The 16531-nt window shown below is 73.9% G+C and carries 17 protein-coding genes; 8 read left to right on the top strand and 9 right to left on the bottom strand.

Annotation, left to right across the window (positions count from 1 at the left end; genetic code table 11):
- The first annotated feature begins 4 nt into the window (after window positions 1–4).
- Window positions 5–898 carry an aldo/keto reductase gene (locus tag ABZS66_RS36550; RefSeq protein WP_354765892.1) on the top strand — a complete coding sequence of 298 codons (894 nt, stop codon included), beginning with the start codon at window positions 5–7 and terminating at the stop codon, window positions 896–898.
- Window positions 899–955: 57 nt separating this feature from the next.
- A complete protein-coding gene (locus ABZS66_RS36545) occupies window positions 956–1633 on the top strand; it encodes a hypothetical protein (protein WP_354765890.1) in 678 nt (225 codons plus the stop codon).
- Between the two features lie 9 nt (window positions 1634–1642).
- Here ABZS66_RS36545 and ABZS66_RS36540 read toward each other — a convergent pair whose 3' ends face one another.
- A complete protein-coding gene (locus ABZS66_RS36540) occupies window positions 1643–2758 on the bottom strand; it encodes an RNA ligase RtcB family protein (protein ID WP_354765921.1) in 1116 nt (371 codons plus the stop codon).
- Between the two features lie 16 nt (window positions 2759–2774).
- Here ABZS66_RS36540 and ABZS66_RS36535 point away from each other — a divergent pair, with 16 nt between their 5' ends.
- Window positions 2775–3233, top strand: a complete 459-nt coding sequence (locus ABZS66_RS36535; protein WP_354765888.1) for a PIG-L family deacetylase — start codon at window positions 2775–2777, stop codon at window positions 3231–3233.
- On the opposite strand, the gene ABZS66_RS36530 is transcribed toward ABZS66_RS36535, so the two are convergent.
- Window positions 3230–4258 (bottom strand): DUF2855 family protein, encoded by a 1029-nt coding sequence (locus ABZS66_RS36530; protein WP_354765886.1) that lies wholly within the window; start codon window positions 4256–4258, stop codon window positions 3230–3232. The genes ABZS66_RS36535 and ABZS66_RS36530 overlap by 4 nt on opposite strands.
- Before the next feature lie 131 nt (window positions 4259–4389).
- Here ABZS66_RS36530 and ABZS66_RS36525 point away from each other — a divergent pair, with 131 nt between their 5' ends.
- Window positions 4390–5058: an alpha/beta fold hydrolase gene (locus ABZS66_RS36525; RefSeq protein WP_354765884.1), complete on the top strand. Its 669-nt coding sequence runs from the start codon at window positions 4390–4392 to the stop codon at window positions 5056–5058.
- A 25-nt stretch (window positions 5059–5083) separates the two neighbouring features.
- On the opposite strand, the gene ABZS66_RS36520 is transcribed toward ABZS66_RS36525, so the two are convergent.
- Window positions 5084–5788 (bottom strand): TetR/AcrR family transcriptional regulator, encoded by a 705-nt coding sequence (locus ABZS66_RS36520; RefSeq protein WP_354765882.1) that lies wholly within the window; start codon window positions 5786–5788, stop codon window positions 5084–5086.
- 103 nt (window positions 5789–5891) lie between these two features.
- Between ABZS66_RS36520 and ABZS66_RS36515 the strand changes: the two genes are divergently transcribed.
- Window positions 5892–7313 (top strand): FAD-dependent oxidoreductase, encoded by a 1422-nt coding sequence (locus ABZS66_RS36515; RefSeq protein ID WP_354765880.1) that lies wholly within the window; start codon window positions 5892–5894, stop codon window positions 7311–7313.
- Window positions 7314–7369: 56 nt separating this feature from the next.
- On the opposite strand, the gene ABZS66_RS36510 is transcribed toward ABZS66_RS36515, so the two are convergent.
- Window positions 7370–7858, bottom strand: coding sequence for a hypothetical protein (locus tag ABZS66_RS36510; protein WP_354765878.1), 489 nt, complete (start codon window positions 7856–7858; stop codon window positions 7370–7372).
- 107 nt (window positions 7859–7965) lie between these two features.
- Between ABZS66_RS36510 and ABZS66_RS36505 the strand changes: the two genes are divergently transcribed.
- Window positions 7966–8403, top strand: a complete 438-nt coding sequence (locus tag ABZS66_RS36505) for an MmcQ/YjbR family DNA-binding protein (RefSeq protein ID WP_354765876.1) — start codon at window positions 7966–7968, stop codon at window positions 8401–8403.
- Here the strand turns inward: ABZS66_RS36505 and ABZS66_RS36500 are convergent.
- Window positions 8373–9440 (bottom strand): aldo/keto reductase, encoded by a 1068-nt coding sequence (locus tag ABZS66_RS36500; protein ID WP_354765874.1) that lies wholly within the window; start codon window positions 9438–9440, stop codon window positions 8373–8375. The genes ABZS66_RS36505 and ABZS66_RS36500 overlap by 31 nt on opposite strands.
- 145 nt (window positions 9441–9585) lie before the next feature.
- Between ABZS66_RS36500 and ABZS66_RS36495 the strand changes: the two genes are divergently transcribed.
- Entirely contained in the window at window positions 9586–10008 is a 423-nt protein-coding gene (locus ABZS66_RS36495) for a tautomerase family protein (protein ID WP_354765872.1), read from the top strand.
- Between the two features lie 84 nt (window positions 10009–10092).
- Window positions 10093–11259, top strand: a complete 1167-nt coding sequence (locus ABZS66_RS36490) for an epoxide hydrolase (RefSeq protein ID WP_354765871.1) — start codon at window positions 10093–10095, stop codon at window positions 11257–11259.
- 7 nt (window positions 11260–11266) lie between these two features.
- On the opposite strand, the gene ABZS66_RS36485 is transcribed toward ABZS66_RS36490, so the two are convergent.
- The 4 genes from ABZS66_RS36485 to ABZS66_RS36470 form a co-directional block, all read right to left on the bottom strand.
- Window positions 11267–12562 (bottom strand): cytochrome P450, encoded by a 1296-nt coding sequence (locus tag ABZS66_RS36485; protein ID WP_354765869.1) that lies wholly within the window; start codon window positions 12560–12562, stop codon window positions 11267–11269.
- A 52-nt stretch (window positions 12563–12614) separates the two neighbouring features.
- Entirely contained in the window at window positions 12615–14249 is a 1635-nt protein-coding gene (locus tag ABZS66_RS36480; protein WP_354765867.1) for an FAD-dependent oxidoreductase, read from the bottom strand.
- A 185-nt stretch (window positions 14250–14434) separates the two neighbouring features.
- A complete protein-coding gene (locus ABZS66_RS36475) occupies window positions 14435–15331 on the bottom strand; it encodes a tetratricopeptide repeat protein (RefSeq protein WP_354765865.1) in 897 nt (298 codons plus the stop codon).
- Window positions 15328–16531 (bottom strand): WD40 repeat domain-containing protein (locus tag ABZS66_RS36470; protein ID WP_354765863.1); only part of this gene is annotated, 1204 nt, incomplete at its 5' end. The genes ABZS66_RS36470 and ABZS66_RS36475, both read right to left, overlap by 4 nt.

Below are 16531 nucleotides of genomic sequence, written 5' to 3'. Positions count from 1 at the left end.
AGGCATGGCGCTCGACCGGCTCGACCTCAGTGTTCCCGTACGGCGGATCGGCCTCGGCCTGGCCGCCGTCGGCCGCCCCGGCTACATCAACCTCGGCCGCGACCGCGACCTGCCCCCGGACCGCTCGGTCGAGGGGCTCCGCCGCCGCAGCCACGAGCTGCTCGACGCCGCCTACGCCGCGGGCGTCCGCTACGTCGACGTGGCCCGGTCCTACGGGTTGGCGGAGGAGTTCGTCGCCCGCTGGCTCGACGGCCACGACGACGTCGTCGTGGGCTCCAAGTGGGGGTATACGTATGTGGCCGGCTGGCGGGTCGACGCGCCCGTCCACGAGACCAAGGACCACAGCCCGGCGACGTTCGAGCGGCAGCTGGCCGAGACCCGCGGCCTGCTCGGCGCGCGCCTCGACGTGTATCACATCCATTCCGTGACCCCGCAGAGCCCGGCCCTGACCGACCGCGCCCTCCACGACCGCCTCGCCGCCCTGGCCGCCGAGGGCGTGACGATCGGCCTGTCGACCAGCGGCCCGCACCAGGCCGACGCCGTCCGCACCGCCTTACGCGTCGAGGTCGACGGCGCCCCGCTGTTCCGCAGCGTCCAGGCGACGTGGAACCCGCTGGAGCCGTCCGCCGGCCCGGCGCTGGCCGAAGCCCACGCCGAGGGCCGCCACGTGATCGTCAAGGAGGCCCTCGCCAACGGCCGCCTCGCCGACCGCGACGCCGAGGCGATCGCGGCGGCCCTCCGGCAGCCCTGGGCCTCGACGGTGCTGTCGGGCGCCGCCACCGTGGCCCAGCTGACCACCAACCTGCGCGCCCTGGACGTCACCGGTGACGCCCTGCCGGTGACCCCGGAGCCGCCCGAGGTGTATTGGCAGCACCGCGCCGCCCTGGCCTGGTCCTGACCGCCGACCGGTAGGAATGCGGTTGTCCCGGCGCCCGGCCCGGCCTACGGTGCGGCGGTGCGGGTGCGGGTGACGGTCCACGAGCTCGGCGGGGGCGCGCGGCTGCGGCAGGTGTTGACGCCGCGCGATCCGTTGCGGCGCACGCATCAGACCCGCCTGCTGTGGGCGCACACCGGGGCGCTCGTCGGGTCCCGGGCCGATCTGCTGCGGCTCGGGGCGCTCATCCGGCTCGCCGCGGTCAGCCCGCACAGCGTCGTGTTCCTCCCGCTGCGGGCCAACCCGCGCAGCGCCTACGTCGAGCACTGGGCCGAGATACAGGGGCTGGCGGACCTCGTCGTCCTGCGCACGGACGTGCCGTTGCGGCGGTCGGCCTGGCCGGCGGTCCGGGCGCGGCTGCGGCGGGGACGGCCGCGGACCGTCGACACGCCGGCGCCACGCGAGGAGCGCCGGCCCGACGACTGGCGCCGCGACCGGCTCGACCTCGGCGTCACCGAGTTCGCCGAGACGGTGTTCCTCGCCGGCACCGCCGAGGCGCTCCTGGAGGCCGGTGACGAGGTCACCCGGTGCGGCAACGAGGTCGCCGTGCACCGCGACATCCACCGCTTCGGCGGCCCGGCGCTGCTGTCCCAGTTCGTCGGGCCGGACCGCCACGCCGGCCCGCGCCGCGACGAGGCGTGGGAGTGCATGGTCCTCGCCGAGGACGAGCTGTTCAGAAGAGCCCGGGCCGGCGACTGAGCCGCGACGTCAGCGCCGCCGGGCCGGGGCGGCGTCGGCGACCTTGTAGGTGACCACGGGCGCCGTCGTGACGACCGGCGTGGCGAGCTTGTGGTCGACGAGGTCGGCGATCACCTGCTCGATGCGCTTGTACGCGGTCGGCGCCTCCTCGAACAGCAGCTGCCGGTCGCCGCAGACCACGACCGAGCCGAGCGGGGTGCGGCGCAGCTCCTCGACCGTGTGCTTGGCCTTGCCGCGGCGCAGCGCGTCGGCCCGGGACATCTTGCGGCCGGCGCCGTGCGCGACCGAGTAGTTCGCGTCGGGGCCGGCGTGGGCGGCGACGAGGTACGAGTGGGTGCCGCGGGTGCCGGCGATGAGCACGTCGTTGCCGTCGCCCGGCGCGGCGCCCTTGCGGTGCAGGTACTCGCCGTCGCGGAGCTCGACCAGGTTGTGGCACTGGTCGACGATCGGCTCGCTCAGCGCGGCGCCGAGCGCGTCGGCGACCCGGGCGGCGAGCAGTCGCCGGTTGAGCGAGCCCCAGCGGACGGCATCGTCGTGCTGGGCGAGGTACGCGGCGGGGTCGGCGGCCGGTCCGGCGCCGTGGACCTCGGTGTGCGCGCGCAGGATCCGCTCGCCGAAGCCGCGCGAGCCGCTGTGCACGACGAGGACGAGGTCGCCGGCGGCGAGGCCGAGCCGGCCCGCGTGGGCGTCGTCGAGCACGCCGTCGACCCGGGCCAGCTCGACGAAGTGGTTGCCCCGGCCGACCGTGCCGAGGCCGTCGGTGTGACCACCCGGGATGTCCTCGTCCAGCAGCGACGGGTCGAGGGGCGAGTCGAGGTCGGGGAACCGGGCGGCGAGCCGCTGCGGGTCGGGGCGCTTGAGCCGGATCGGGAACACGGCGATGCCGCAGCCGATGTCGGAGCCGACCAGGAACGGGTACAGCACGGACGAGGCCATCGCCGCGCCGATCGGGGCACCCTTGCCCGGGTGCAGGTCGGGCATGGCGGCGACGTGACGCATGCCGTCGAGCGCGGCCACCTGGTGGCACTGCGCGACGGCGTCGGACTCGATCCAGCTGGACGAGCCGGCGAAGACGGTGACAGACACGGACGCTCTCTCTTGGACGATGCAGGGGCAGGTCGGCAGGGGGCGTCAGCGCGTCATGAAGGTGACCTTCCCGCACTCCCGCCGGTACGGCAACCCAATTCCGGTCGAGACGGCGGCCGCCGAGCTGTGCTCGCTCCTGGAGGAGGTGCGCCCGGACACGGTGGTCACGTTCGGCGCGGACGGCATCACCGGCCACCCTGACCACCGGGCGGTGGCGGCCTGGGCCGCGCTCGCCTTCCAACGGGCCGCGCCACGCGGCGCCCGGCTGCTGCGGGCCGCGATCCCGGCCGCCCGCGCGGCCCGGTGGAAGGCGCTGACCGACCGGTTCGGCGTCTTCGAGCCCGGCTATCCCGTGGTCCCGGACGAGGTTGCCCTGGACCTGCGGCTCTCCCCCGAGGTCAGCACGCTGAAGGTCCGGGCCCTTGCCGCCCAGGCAACCCAGACGGCGGGCCTCATCGAGGCGATGGGCCCGGACGTGTACGCGGCCTGGGTCAGCGAGGAGTCCTTCGCCTAAAGGGCGACGACGTGCCCGACGCGGGGATCCGTGCGCCCTTGCAGCACCTCCAGCCAGGCGTCGCGCAGGCCCTCCGGGCCGTGGCCGACGACCACGTCGAGGTGCTGCGCCACCACCGGCGCGAAGCGGTCCCAGGCGGCGGCGAACCGGGCGTCGAGCCCCTCGCGGCCCCAGTCGACGGTCCGCTTGCGGATCTGGTCCGGCGCGAAGAACACGCTGCCGGCACTGAACGCGTTGGGGACCTGGCTGGTCAGGCCGACGGCGACGTCGCCGACCAGCCGACGGTGCCGGCGCAGCGCCGCGCGGACGTCGGGCCGGCCGGACACGTCGACGTACAGCGTCGGCCGGTCCGGGTCGAGCGCGTCGAGGCCGTCGTAGGTCAGCACCTCGTCGTAGCAGCCGAGCTCCTCCGTGAACCGGACGTTGCCCGGCGAGGTGAGCCCGACCAGCCGCACGCCGGCGTCGCGCAGCTCGAACGCGGCCGCGTAGGCGGTCTTGCTCGACGCCGAGGACAGCACGACCGCCTCGGCGCCGTGGAAGGCGTTGTCGACCAGGAAGTCGGCGAGCATGAACGAGGTGAAGAACAGCGGCCGGAGCAGGATCTGCAGGTCGTCGACGGGGATCGCGAGGTAGGTGTTGTACGCCGAGGGCAGGCCGGCACGGTGCGGGCTGGCGTCGCGGAAGCGGTCCCCGGTGACCCGGTCGGGCCGCACGACGAGGTGGCTCGCCGGCGGCAGGTACCCGTAGTACCGCCGGCCCTCCGGCACGCCGCCCACGGTGGACGCCGCCACCTCGGCGAACCCCCACACCGGCACCAGCCCGCGGCCGCTCGGCGCGGCCGGGAAGAACTCCCAGTAGCGGAAGGCGTCGCCGAGCACGCCGTAGGTGACGTTGTTGGCGGTCATCCCGACGCGCTCGACGCGCAGCAGCACCTCCCCGTCGGTGAGGGCGGGCACCGGCGCCTCGGCGACGGCGGCGTCGGCGAGGTCGTCGCGGGCGACGGACAGGCTCCACGATGCGGTCATGGCGGCGACGGTACCGCCGGTGCCGCGTCCGGCACAGACCGGCGATTTCGCCGATGCCCGCCCGGCGGCACCCTCCGGAGACTGGCTCCACGCTGCACACCCCGTCCCCTGTGGAGGCATCCAAGATGCGCATGCGCACCCGTCTCTCCGTCCTCGGGGCCGCCCTGGTCGCCGCGGTCGGCCTGGCGGTGACCCCGGCGAACCCCGCCGCCGCGGCCACCAGCACGCCGGTGATCTTCGTGCACGGCTTCATCGGCAACGGGTCGAACTGGTCCACCGCCCTGTCGGTGTTCCGGGCCGGCGGCTTCACCCGGCTCTACACCTACGACTACAACTGGGCCGGCTCGAACACGATCAGCGCGGCCGGCCTGCGCGACCGGGTCAACCAGGTCAAGGCCCAGACCGGCGCGTCGAAGGTCGCGATCGTGAACCACTCGATGGGCGGCCTGGTCACCCGGTACTACCTGGAGGAGCTGGGCGGCTCGTCCTCGGTGAGCCACGTGGCCTCGATCGCGGGCGCCAACCACGGCACGACCTACGCCGGCGCCTGCCTGATCTACGCGAGCTGCATCGAGATGTACCCCGGCTCGCTGTTCCTGCTCAACCTCGCGGCGGGTGACGAGACCCCGGGCACCGCCAGGTACCGCACGTGGTACTCGGCCTGCGACGGCATCATCATCCCGTACACGAGCACCCGCCTGGACGGCGCCACGAACACGAACGTGGCGTGCGAGACGCACCTCGGCTTCCTCACGAACACGAGCGTCCTGACTCAGATCAGGCAGTTCATCGCGAGCTAGCGGCCCCGGAACCGCGGCGGCGCTCTCAGCCATCGAAGGCGGGGGCGCCGCCGTCGCGCTCCAGCACGGCGATCATCATCTCGAGGACGCCGGGGAACGCGGACCCGGCCATCGCCGGGAGATGACCGCGGACGGCGTGGACGTTCGGATAGTCGTCGGCCGGCAGCCCGCTCGCCGTGTCGAGCCAGGTCTCCCAGTCGGCCCGCTCCTGCTCCGGGGGCAGATCGCTGACGTCGAGGGCGGCCAGCGCAAACACGGTGTCGGTGAAGTCGCGGTAGCGGCGCACGGCGTCGGCGGGTGCGAACCCGGCCCGCAGCAGCAGGCCGATGCCGGTGTCGACGACCTGCAGCTCGTGCGGGCCGGCGATGAACCGGTGGGCCCGCAGCTGGGCCAGCCGCGGGTGTGCCCGCATCGAGCGGTAGATGCGCCCGGCGAGGTCGCGCAGGGAGGCGCCGAGGTCGGGTCCGGGCACGAAACCCGCGGTGGCCTCGCCGATGAGCCGGTCCGCCACCGCCAGCAGGATGGCGTCCAGGCTGCGGAAGTAACGGTAGATGGCCGTGGGGTCGGCGCCCAGTGCCGTGCCGACCCGCCGCACGCTGAGCTTGTCGCCCCCCGGGCCGTCGATGAGGCGCAGGACCGTGTCGACGATCAGCTCGGTACTGAGCACCACGCCGGCCCGGGTGGGTCGCCGCCGCGCCCGGACCGCCGAAACTCGCCGCGAGCTTTCCATGATCACCTCTCCGCGCTTATGTCAACGCATTGACTTTAGCGGGGCGCGCGACGTTCCATCGGTACCGGGGGCGCGTTCCCCCGCGAGCCGAAGGGAAGTTCTCATGCAGGTCCGGCCTGCCTACGACGTCGACATCCGCACCGACTCCGCCCGCATCCGCCGGGCGCTGGCGGATGCGGTCCCGCGGTCGTTCTGGCTGGACGATCCCGGCCGGCCGGCGGCCGAGGCGCCCGTGGCCGGGGACGTCGATACGGACCTGCTCGTCATCGGCGGCGGCTACTGCGGGCTGTGGACGGCGCTGATGGCGAAGGAGGCCGAGCCGGGACGCGACGTCGTCCTGATCGAGGGCGAGGAGGTCGGCTGGGCGGCCAGCGGACGCAACGGCGGCTTCGTGGACGCGAGCCTCACGCACGGGCCGGAGAACGGGCGGCGCCACTTCGCGGACGAGCTCGCGGCCCTCACCGAGCTGGGCGCCGAGAACTTCGCGGGCCTCGCGCGGGCGCTGCTGGACCACGACATCGACGCGGAGTTCGAGCAGGGCGGCTTCCTGGCCGTGGCCACGGAACCGCACCAGGTCGCGGCGCTGCGGGCGCAGGCGGGCGAGAACGCGGTGCTCCACGAGGGCGACGCGCTCGCCTCGATGGTGCGCTCGCCGCTGCTGCGGGCCGGCCTGTTCAGCCGCGAGCGTCACGCCCTGGCCCACCCCGCCAAGCTCGCCTGGGGCCTGAAGCGGGCATGCCTGCGCCTCGGGGTCCGCGTGTTCGAGCACACCGCCGCGACCGGCGTCCGCGATGACGGCGGCGCCGTGCGGGTGCAGACACCGGCCGGCCGGATCCGGGCACGCAGCGTCGCGCTCGCCACCAACGGGTTCCCGTCCCTGCTGCGGCGCAACCGGCTGATGACGCTGCCGGTCTACGACTACGTGCTGATGACCGAACCGTTGAGCGCGGCGCAGCTCAGCGACATCGGCTGGACCGGACGCTTCGGCATCTCCGACGCCGGCCGCCAGTTCCACTACTACCGCAAGAGCGCCGACAACCGGATCCTCTGGGGTGGCTACGACGCCGTCTACCATCGCGGCGGGGCCGTCCGGCCCGAGTACGACCAGCGCCCGGAGACCTTCGCCCGCCTTGCCGACCACTTCCTGCGGACGTTCCCGCAGCTGGAGGACGTCCGCTTCACGCACGCCTGGGGCGGCATGATCGACATGTCGACCCGGCTCAACGCGTTTCACGGCACGGCGATGGGCGGCAGGCTCGCCTACAGCAGCGGCTTCACCGGCCTCGGCGTGGCCGCCACCCGGTTCGCGGCCGCGGTGATGATCGACCTGCTCGCCGGCGCCGACACGTCGCGCACCCGCCTGCGGATGGTGCGCCGCAAGCCGCTGCCGATCCCTCCGGAGCCGTTACGCTACCCGGCGGTGCAGCTGATCCGGGGCGCGATCGCCCGGGCCGACCGCAACGGCGGCCGGGACGGACTGGTCCTCAGGGCCGCGAACGCCTTCGGCTTCTCGTTCGACTCCTGATCGACGGTCGGTCCACGTCCTGGAACGCACCGACCACCTCGCCACCGACAGCGTGGTCACGAGCGGATAGCGGCCTCGTCGTAGGGCGCGAACGCGTCCCCGCCGGCCGGCACGACCAGCAGGGTCAGGCGCCCGTCCCGCCACACGGGGCGGGCACCGTCCAGCGGCCCGACCAGGCCGCCGGGCGGCACCGCCCCGGCGCCGACCACCGCGACCCGGTCGATCGCGGTCGACGCCATCACCGCCCCGGCCGTCATCGTCCCGGACAGCGCCCCGCTGCCGCGGAAGCACACCGCGCGCCCGCCCCGGCCGGTGGCGTGCCCCGACGCCGCGCGCGCCGCCACGCCGGCGCACTCCGGGCGGATCGGCGGCAGCTCCAGCGCCGTCCCGCCCGGCACCGCGAACGTCACCGCCACGTGGGCGTCGGCACCGGGCTCCCGGAAGGTGCACACCTCGGCACCGGCCGGCACACCGAAGGCCCGAATCCATCGCTCCGCCTGACCCTCGCTGGCGTGTCCCAGGCAGACGGCGAAGTACCGCATCATCGGGCCACGGTCCCGGAGCCGGCCTACCAGCGCGTGAACGAGCCCTGGCCGGGAAGTGACCACGACGCGACCGGCCGCACCGGGCCGGACCTGGCAGACTCGGCGGCATGGCCGACGACCCGAGCCGGGCCGCGAACGTGGACGACGTGCACGAGCTGGCGCTCGCCATGCCGCACGTCACCGTCGAGCACGGCAGCGGCGGGAACCCGGTGTACCAGGTCGGCGGGAAGTCCTTCGTGTTCTTCCGCAACCCGCGGCCCGACGCGGTCGATCCGGTGACCGGGGAGCGGTACGACGACGTCATCGTGTTCTGGGTCGAGTCCGCGGCCGACAAGCTCGCCCTGGTGCAGGACGAGGGGTCGCCGTACTTCACCACGGCACACTTCGACGGGCATCCGTCGGTGCTCGTGCGCGCGAGCCGGCTCGGCGAGCTGACCCGGGCCGAGGTGGCCGAGGTCGTCCAGGACGCCTGGCTGGCCCGGGCCTCGCCGCGCCGGGCGCGCGCGTGGCTGGATCAGGCGCGGTTGAGCAGCGGCGGGGCGTAGCCGGCCGGCTTGTCGCCGATGGAGAGCCCGGGACTCACGATCCAGCTCTGGTACCGCGGGGTGAACATCGCGTACGGCGCCTGCACGCCCGGGTCGCTGGCCTCGTCGAGGCGCCGGCGGGCGTCGGCCGGCAGCTCGAAGTCGAGCGCGGCCAGGTTGGTGTCCAGCTGTGCCGGGCTGCTCGCGCCGACGATCACCGCGCCGATGCCGGGCTGGGTCGCCGCCCAGTTGACCGCCACCTGGGCCATCGGCCGGCCGAGGTCGGCGGCGACGGCCGCGACGGCGTCGATGACGCGCCACTGCTGGTCGGTGACGGGGCCGTCGCCGAGCCGGCCGTCCCCCTCGAGGCCGCCGCCGGCGCCGCGGCGGTACTTCCCGGTCAGCAGCCCGCCGCCGATCGGGCTCCAGGCGGTCAGCCCGATGCCCAGTTCGCGGGCCAGCGCCGGGTACTCGGCCTCGATCGTGCGGTTCACCAGCGAGTACGGCAGCTGCAGGCTCACCATCGGGGCCGTCCCGTGCGCCTCGGCGAGGCTCTGCGCCCGGGCCGCGTACCAGGCCGGCACGTCCGACAGGCCCGCGTAGCGAATCTTGCCGGCCCGCACCAGGTCGTCGAGGGTCCGCACGACCTCCTCGACGGGGGTGATGCGGTCCCACGTGTGCAGCAGGTACAGGTCGAGGTAGTCGGTGCCGAGCCGGCGCAGCGAGTCCTCCAGCGCGCGGATCATGTGCTTGCGGCCGTTGCCGGCGGCGTTCGGGTCGGCCGGGTCGACGGTGTTGGTGAACTTGCTGGTGAGCACCAGCCGGTCCCGGGTCTTGCCGGCGAGCCGGCCGACGATCCGCTCCGACTCGCCGGCGGTGTAGAAGTCGGCGGTGTCGATGAAGTTACCGCCCGCCTCGACGTAGCGGTGGAAGATCGCGGCCGACTCGTCCTCCGACTTGCCGAAGGACGCGTGGAACCCGGCGGTGCCGAAGTTCATGGTGCCGAGCGCCAGCCGGCTGACCCGCAGCCCGGAGCGGCCGAGCAGAAAATATTCCACGATGGTGTACCCCTGAGAGAGTTGGACTGTTCGGTCCAACTCTCTCTCGCGATTTCTGGACCTGCAAGTCCAGAATCGGTGCCGAGGATCACCGGCGGTCAGGTCGGTGCAGTTTCCCGCGCCGGCGACCGGGTACCCCGCAGCGATGCCGCTATGGAACGTCTACCATCCGGTCGGCGCCTACACCGCGCAGCAGAAGCAGGAGTTCGCCGCCGACGTCACGGCGTTCTACGCCCACAGGGGCCTGCCGAAGTTCTATGTCGTGACCATCTTCCACGAGATCCCCGAATCCTCGTTCCTCATCGGCGGCACACCGTCGGGCACCGCCGTCCGGATCATGATCGATCACATCGCTCACCACGCGCCGGACCCCGCCGCGCGACAGCAGATCGACGACAGCCTGACCCGCTTGCTGGCCCCCCACACCCGCGACCGCGGCCTGTACTGCGAGTTCCACATCGACGAGACCCCACGCGACCTGTGGATGATCAACGGGCTCCGGCCGCCCGCCTCGGGCAGCGAGGCCGAACACCTCTGGGTGCGCGAGAACCAGCCGGTTCCCTACTGACCGGGCCGACCGGGCGGGTCCGGCACCGGGTGAAGGGCCGCCCGATGCGGCGGTGGCGGCCGGGTTCCGCCGTACGGTGGCAGGATGAACGCCGAGTTGACCGCGTTCCGGGTCAGCGTCGCCGAGGACGCGCTCGACGACCTGCGGCGGCGTCTGGGTCACGCCCGGTGGCCGGAGCCGGCGACGGTGGCCGACTGGAGCCAGGGCGTGCCGCTGGACTGGCTGCGCGACCTGTGCGGGTACTGGCAGACCGGCTACGACTGGCGCCGCCTGGAGGCCCGGGTCAACGCGCTGCCGCAGTTCACCACCGAGCTGGACGGCCTGAACGTGCACTTCCTGCATCGGCGCTCACCCCACGCGGATGCGCTGCCGCTGATCCTCACGCACGGCTGGCCGGGCTCGGTGGTGGAGTTCCTCGACGTCGTCGAGCCACTCGCCGACCCGGTCGCCCACGGCGGCGCGGCGGGCGATGCGTTCCACGTCGTGTGCCCGTCGCTGCCCGGCTACGGGTTCAGCGCCAAACCTGCGCAGCCCGGCTGGGGCCCGGCGCGGATCGCGAGCGCCTGGGCGACGCTCATGACCCGGTTGGGCTACGAGCGGTTCGGTGCGCAGGGCGGCGACTGGGGCGGGGTCGTGACCACGGCGCTGGCGGCGCAGCAGCCCGAGCGGCTGGTGGGCATCCACCTCAACTTCTTCCCGATGGCCCGCCGCGACCAGTTCGCCACCGACGACCTGACGGACTTCGAGCGGCAGAGCCTGGCCGACGCCGCCCACCACCGGGAATGGGGCAGCGGCTACGCCCTCGAGCAGGCGACCCGCCCGCAGACCGCCGGCTACGGGCTGACCGACTCGCCGGTGGGCCAGTCCGCCTGGATCGCCGAGAAGTACTGGGCCTGGACCGACCACGACGGTGACCCCTTCGACGCGCTCAGCCGCGACCAGATGCTCGACAACATCAGCGTCTACTGGCACACCGCCACGGCCGTGTCGTCGGCCCGCCTGTACTGGGAGCACGGCTTCGCCCGGCCGTCGGGCCGGGGCGCCGGGCTCGATACCGGGCCCCTCACCGTGCCGGTCGGTGTGTCGGTGTTCCCAGCCGAGATCTTCCGCCCGTCGCGGCGCTGGTGCGAGCGGTACTGTGCCGATCTCCGCTTCTACGAGCAGCTTCCCCGCGGCGGCCACTTCGCCGCCTTCGAACAGCCGGAACTGTTCGTCGACCAGGTCCGGCGCGCCTTCCGGGCCATGCGCTGACCGTCCGTCAGCGTCCGTGGGCCATGACGCGGTCCGCCCTCGCTGCCGCCTGGGCGATCGCGTCGAACTCGACGACGAGGTGGCGGGGTCCCCGCAGCTGCGGGTTGGGCCGGTACGGCGGCGGGTCGGCGACCAGGCGGGGGTGCGCGAGCCGGCGGGCCAGCGCCGGCAGCGCCACCTGCGTCTCGACCCTGGCCAGCGGGGCACCGAAGCAGTAGTGGATGCCGCTGCCGAAGCCGAGGTGCCGGTTGTCGGTGCGGTCGGGGTCGAAGCGGTCCGGGTCGGGGAAACGGTCGGGGTCGCGGCTGCCGGCGGCGAGCATCAGCATCAGCGGGGAGCCTGCGGGGATGGTGGTGCCGGCGATGTCGATGTCGGCCAGCGTGCTGCGCCGGGTCAGCATGTGCACCGGTGGTTCGTACCGCAGCAGCTCCTCGACCAGCGGGACGACCAGGTCGGGTTCGTGGCGCAGCCGGTCGAGCACGTCGGGGTGGCGCAGCAGGGTGAGCATGCCGTTGGTGATGAGGTTGACCGTGGTCTCGTGGCCGGCGACCAGCAGCAGCGCGGCGGTGCTGAGCAGGTCCTCCCGGTCCATCGGCGCGTGCGGGCCGGTGTCGGTCAGCAGCTCGGAGATCAGGTCGTCGCCGGGCCGGCGGGCGTGGGCGTCGGTGAGCCCGCTGAGATACCCGCCCAGCTCGGCGGCGACCTGTTGCCGCCGCTGCTGGCGCTGCGTGAACCCGCCCGTGGTCACGTCGAGGGTCTCGATGAGCGCGTCGGCCCAGACGTGGAAGCGCGGCTGGTCCTCGCGGGGGACGCCGAGCAGGCGGCAGATCGCGGTCACCGGCAGCGGGTAGGCGAAGTCGTCGACGAGGTCGACGCGCTGCCTGCCGGCGAGGTCGTCGATCAGGTCGTCGGTGACCTCGGTCAGCCAGGGGCGCAGGCCCTCGATGCGCTCCGGGGTGTGTGGTGGCCCGAACGGCCGCATGGCCAGCTCCCGAAGCTGGTCGTGCTCGGGCGGGTCACGCTGGATGAACGACTCGGGCAGTCCGGCGGGCTCCTCCGCGGGTGTGGTCGCGGCGCCGGCCATCTCCGGGTGGTTGCGGGGGTCGGAGCTGACCCGCGGGTCGTGCAGCAGCGCGACGATCTCGTTGTAGGTGCTCACGACGTAGGTGCCGTCGGGCTCGCGGGTCACCGGGGTCCTGCGCAGCTCGGCGTACAGCGGGTAGGGATCGGCCCGGTTGGCGGGGTCGAGGATCTGCTCGACGATGCTGGGCTGGGTGCCGGCCCGGTTGCTGGCCTGTGCCATGACAATGCCTTCCTGGAGCTGCCCCGGCGGGTGCGCTGCGCCGACGCTCGGGTCAGCGGTGGTAGATCAGCTCTGCCCGGCGCTCGCTCGGGTCGTGGCCGGTCACCACGACGGTGGCCTCGTAGTCGCGGCTCTTCCGGTCGGGCATCCGGGCCGGCACGGGCTGCCGGTCGCCGGGCTGGTCGACGGCGCGGAAGTCGGGCGGGAACGGCGCGGCCGCCTCGATCATGCCCGCGTAGAACTCCAGCCACTTGCCGTGGTTGAACCCGACGGCGGCGGTGACGCGGCCCTGGTAGCCGTAGACGGCGACGAACCGCCGGGTGGCGGGCGAGCCCTGGGCGATGACGACCTCGTCGGCGAAGGTCGGCACACCGACCGACTTGATGTTGGTGCCGAACTGGGAGGACCAGAACACCGGGGTGGCCAGGTGCGGCCACCGGTCGGGCGGGACGCTGATCATGTTGTGGGCGGCGACCTCGGCCTGCGTGACCGCGTTGCCCCAATGTTCGAGGGCCAGGAACTGGTAGTCGTACAGCGGGTGCGGGAACCGGGCCACGTCACCGGCGACGAACACGTCCTCGGTCGTCACACCGTTGACGTCGAACGCGCGGCAGCCGGCATCGCACCCCACTCCCCAGGGGCCGACGGCCAGCCCCGACCCGCGCAGCCATTCGGTGTTGCGCACCGCGCCCAGTGCCACCACGGCCACCTCGGCATCCAGCGTGGTGCCGTCGGACAGGTGGGCGCGGCGCAGCCGGCCGTCGCCGTCACCCTCCAGCCGCGTGACGGTGACCCCGCAGCGCAGGTCGACGCCGTGCTCACGCTGCAGGTCGCCGGCGACCGCGCCGATCACCCCGCCGAGGGCACCGACCAGCGGGGCGGGGCCCCGCTCGACGACCGTCACCGGCAGGTCGCGGCTCCGGCAGGCCGAGGCGACCTCCGAGCCGGTGAACCCGGCGCCGATGACCAGCACGCGTCCGGGCCGCTCGGCCAGCCGGCGTTGCAGGCCCGCGGCGTCGTCACGGGTCCGCAGCACGAACACTCCGTCGAGGGCGGCCTCGGTGTCGTTGAACCAGGGCCGGGCCCGGGTCCCGGTGGCGATCAGCACCCGGTCGAACCCGACCGCGTCGCCGTTGGCCAGGCGGACCTGCCTGCCGGCCAGATCCAGCCCGACGGCGGGCACGCCCAGCCGCCACCGCGCGTCCAGCTCGCTGCGCAGCGGCAGCTCGGTGTGGTCCGGCGCCACCCACCCGTCGAGGACCTGCTTGGACAGCGCCGGGCGGTCGTACGGCTGGTACGGCTCATCCCCGATCATCGTCAGCGAGCCGGTGAAGCCGTCCCGGCGCAGCACCGCCCCGGCCCGCAGCCCGGCCAGCGACGCACCCACGATCACGATGTGGCCGTCCCGGCGGAAGGCCTCGACCGCCGCATCCCGCCAGCGGCCGGACGGCCCGGCCGGAACCGGCGGCGTGACCGACAGCGTGGCCGGCGCCGAAGCCTCCCGGGCGCCGATGCCGTCGACCATGATGGCCTGGACCGGGCAGGCCGCCGCGGCGCGCAGGACCCGGTCCCGTTGCGCGTCATCGGGCGCCGCGTCATACACCAACGCCTCGGCGCCGTGCATCCGGAAGACGTCCGGAGCAAGGAAGGCGCACTGCGCGTAGCCCTCGCACCGCGTGAGATTCACGACAACCCTCACCGGTGGTCGCTTCCCGGTTCGCCCGCGGGCAAACCTTCGGCGCCCGGCCAGGCGGGAGCACCCGATGACGTCGCGCGCGGCGTCCTCCCGAGCAACCGGGTTGGTCACCCGCCTGGGAACGGGCAGCGGGACACGCGGGCGCCCACGGTACCCATTCCCGGGCGGTTGCAGCATCAGCGGCGCAGGCCCGCCGCGATCGACGCCGCGTGCCTGGACTCCTCCAGGCGGCCCAGCTTCTCCAGGGCGAACGCGCGGTTCTTGTAGTTGTCGTAGTCGTCCGGGCCGTCGTCGATGGCCACGTCCACCGCTTCCAGGGACTCCTGCCAGCGGCCCAGCTTCAGCAGCGCCGCGGCCTTCGCGCCGTACGCGAAGGCGCGGGCGTTCGGCACGTCGTCCGGGGTCTCGCCCGCCTCGACCGCCCGGATGGCGTCGTCGGCGGCGCGCACCGCCTCCTCGGTGCGGCCGCCGTCGCTCAGCGAGATCGCCTTGTTGACCAGGGCGCTGACGTACCGCGAGTGCACCGCGATCGCGCGGTCGTAGGCCACGACGGCGGCGGCCATGTCGTTCGCCGAGCGGTGGATGCCGCCGATGTCGAACAGCGCCTGGGCGTAGCCGGGGTCGATCGCGACCACCCGCTCCAGGGCCGCGATCGCGTCGGCCGGGCGGCCCAGGTTGCGCAGCGCCAGGGCGCGGTGGAAGTGGGCGGCGGCGAACTCCGGGCGCTGCCGCACGACCTCCTCGAAGGTGGCCAGGGCGTCGGCCATGCGGCCGTCCACGGCCTGGTCGTAGCCCTTGGCGTCGAGCTGGACGACCGCCGCCTTGGGCTGGGCGAGCACCTTGGTGCGCTGGGCGCCGTCGGCGAGCTTGCCGCCGCAGTCGCGGCAGCGCGCCGCCGAGAAGAGGCGGCCCTTGGGGACGCACCGGTCGCAGAAGTTCTTGTGGCAGTCCGGGCATATCTGGAACTGCATCGCGTAGTGCTCCGGATCGGCGCGGGCGACCGGGTTGCCGCCGGGCACGCTCGACACGGAGATGAGCCGGTTGCAGCCCCATCCGGAACAGGCGAGGATCATGCTTTCCCTTTCCGCTGCAGTCGGGCGGCGAGCCACGAACGGCCGCCGTTGCTGGGTTCCTCCAGCAGAGGTACCGCCGAAGAGAAGTCGCGGTCCCAGTCGAGCTCCCAGACCCGGGAGTCGTCGTCGCGGGACGTGGCCAGGGCCGTGCGGGCGTCGGCGCTGAGCCACACGTCGACGAAGGTGCCGGCCGGGCCCTGCAGGACCTGCAGGCATCGGCCCGACCGCAGGTCCCAGGCGCGGACGGTACCGTCGATCGCGCCCGACAGCGCGAACCGCCCGTCGGCGGTCGCGGTGACCGACGTGACCTTCGCGGTGTGGCCGGTGAGCACGTGCCGGCATTCGCCGGTGGCGATGTCCCAGACCCGCACGGTGCTGTCGGCGGAGGCGGACAGCACGACCGGGCCGGCGGCGGCGACCGCGACGATGTCACCGCTGTGGCCGGTCATCAGGCCGAGCTCGCCACTGGCGAGGTCGATGCGCCACAGCGAGCTGCCCTGGAGGCTGGGCGCGAACCCGGCGGTGCCGTCGGCGGTCACCTCGACCGACCGCGCGCCGGTGGACCGGCCGGGCATCGCCAGGCGGCACTGGCCGGTGGCGGTGTCGAGGATGCAGGTGTCGCCGCCGACGCGCCGGGCCAGGGCGACCAGTCCGGTGCCGGGCAGCGCCACCCCGTACACGTAGCCGGGGTGCGGCTGGAGCACCTTCACCTGCTTGCCGCGGACGATGTCCCACAGCCGCAGCGTGCCGTCGCCGCCGGCGGTGACGGCGTGGCGGCCGTCGGCGCCGACCGCGACGGCGTGCACCTTGGCGCGGTGCCCCTTGAGGACGTGCCGGGCCGCGCCGGTGGCGACGTCCAGGACCCGCACGAGCTCGTCGTCGCAGGAGGTGACCATCGTCTGCGAGTCGGGGGTGAACGCCAGGCCGGTGACCGCGTCGCCGTGGCCCGCGATCGTGTACAGCTCCGCGCCGCTCGCCAGGTCGACGAGCCGCGGCGGCATGCTGTGGCCGGTGCGCAGCGCGGCGAGCCGGCCGTCGGGGCTGAGCACCGTGTCACCGGCCTTCGGCAGCGTCCGCAGCGGCCAGGCGCCGAGCAGCCCGGTGCGCGGCGCGGCCTGCGCGGAGGCGGCGAGGGCGGCCCAGCGCTCGACGATGCGCCGGTCGCGCTCGTGGCCGGGGACCCGGCGGGCGGCGCGCAGC

The organism is Dactylosporangium sp. NPDC005572, from assembly GCF_040605515.1.
In the GTDB taxonomy this organism is placed as follows: domain Bacteria; phylum Actinomycetota; class Actinomycetes; order Mycobacteriales; family Micromonosporaceae; genus Dactylosporangium.
The sequence above is the reverse complement of the archived record's forward strand: the minus strand, read 5'-3'. Positions and strand labels throughout refer to the sequence as shown.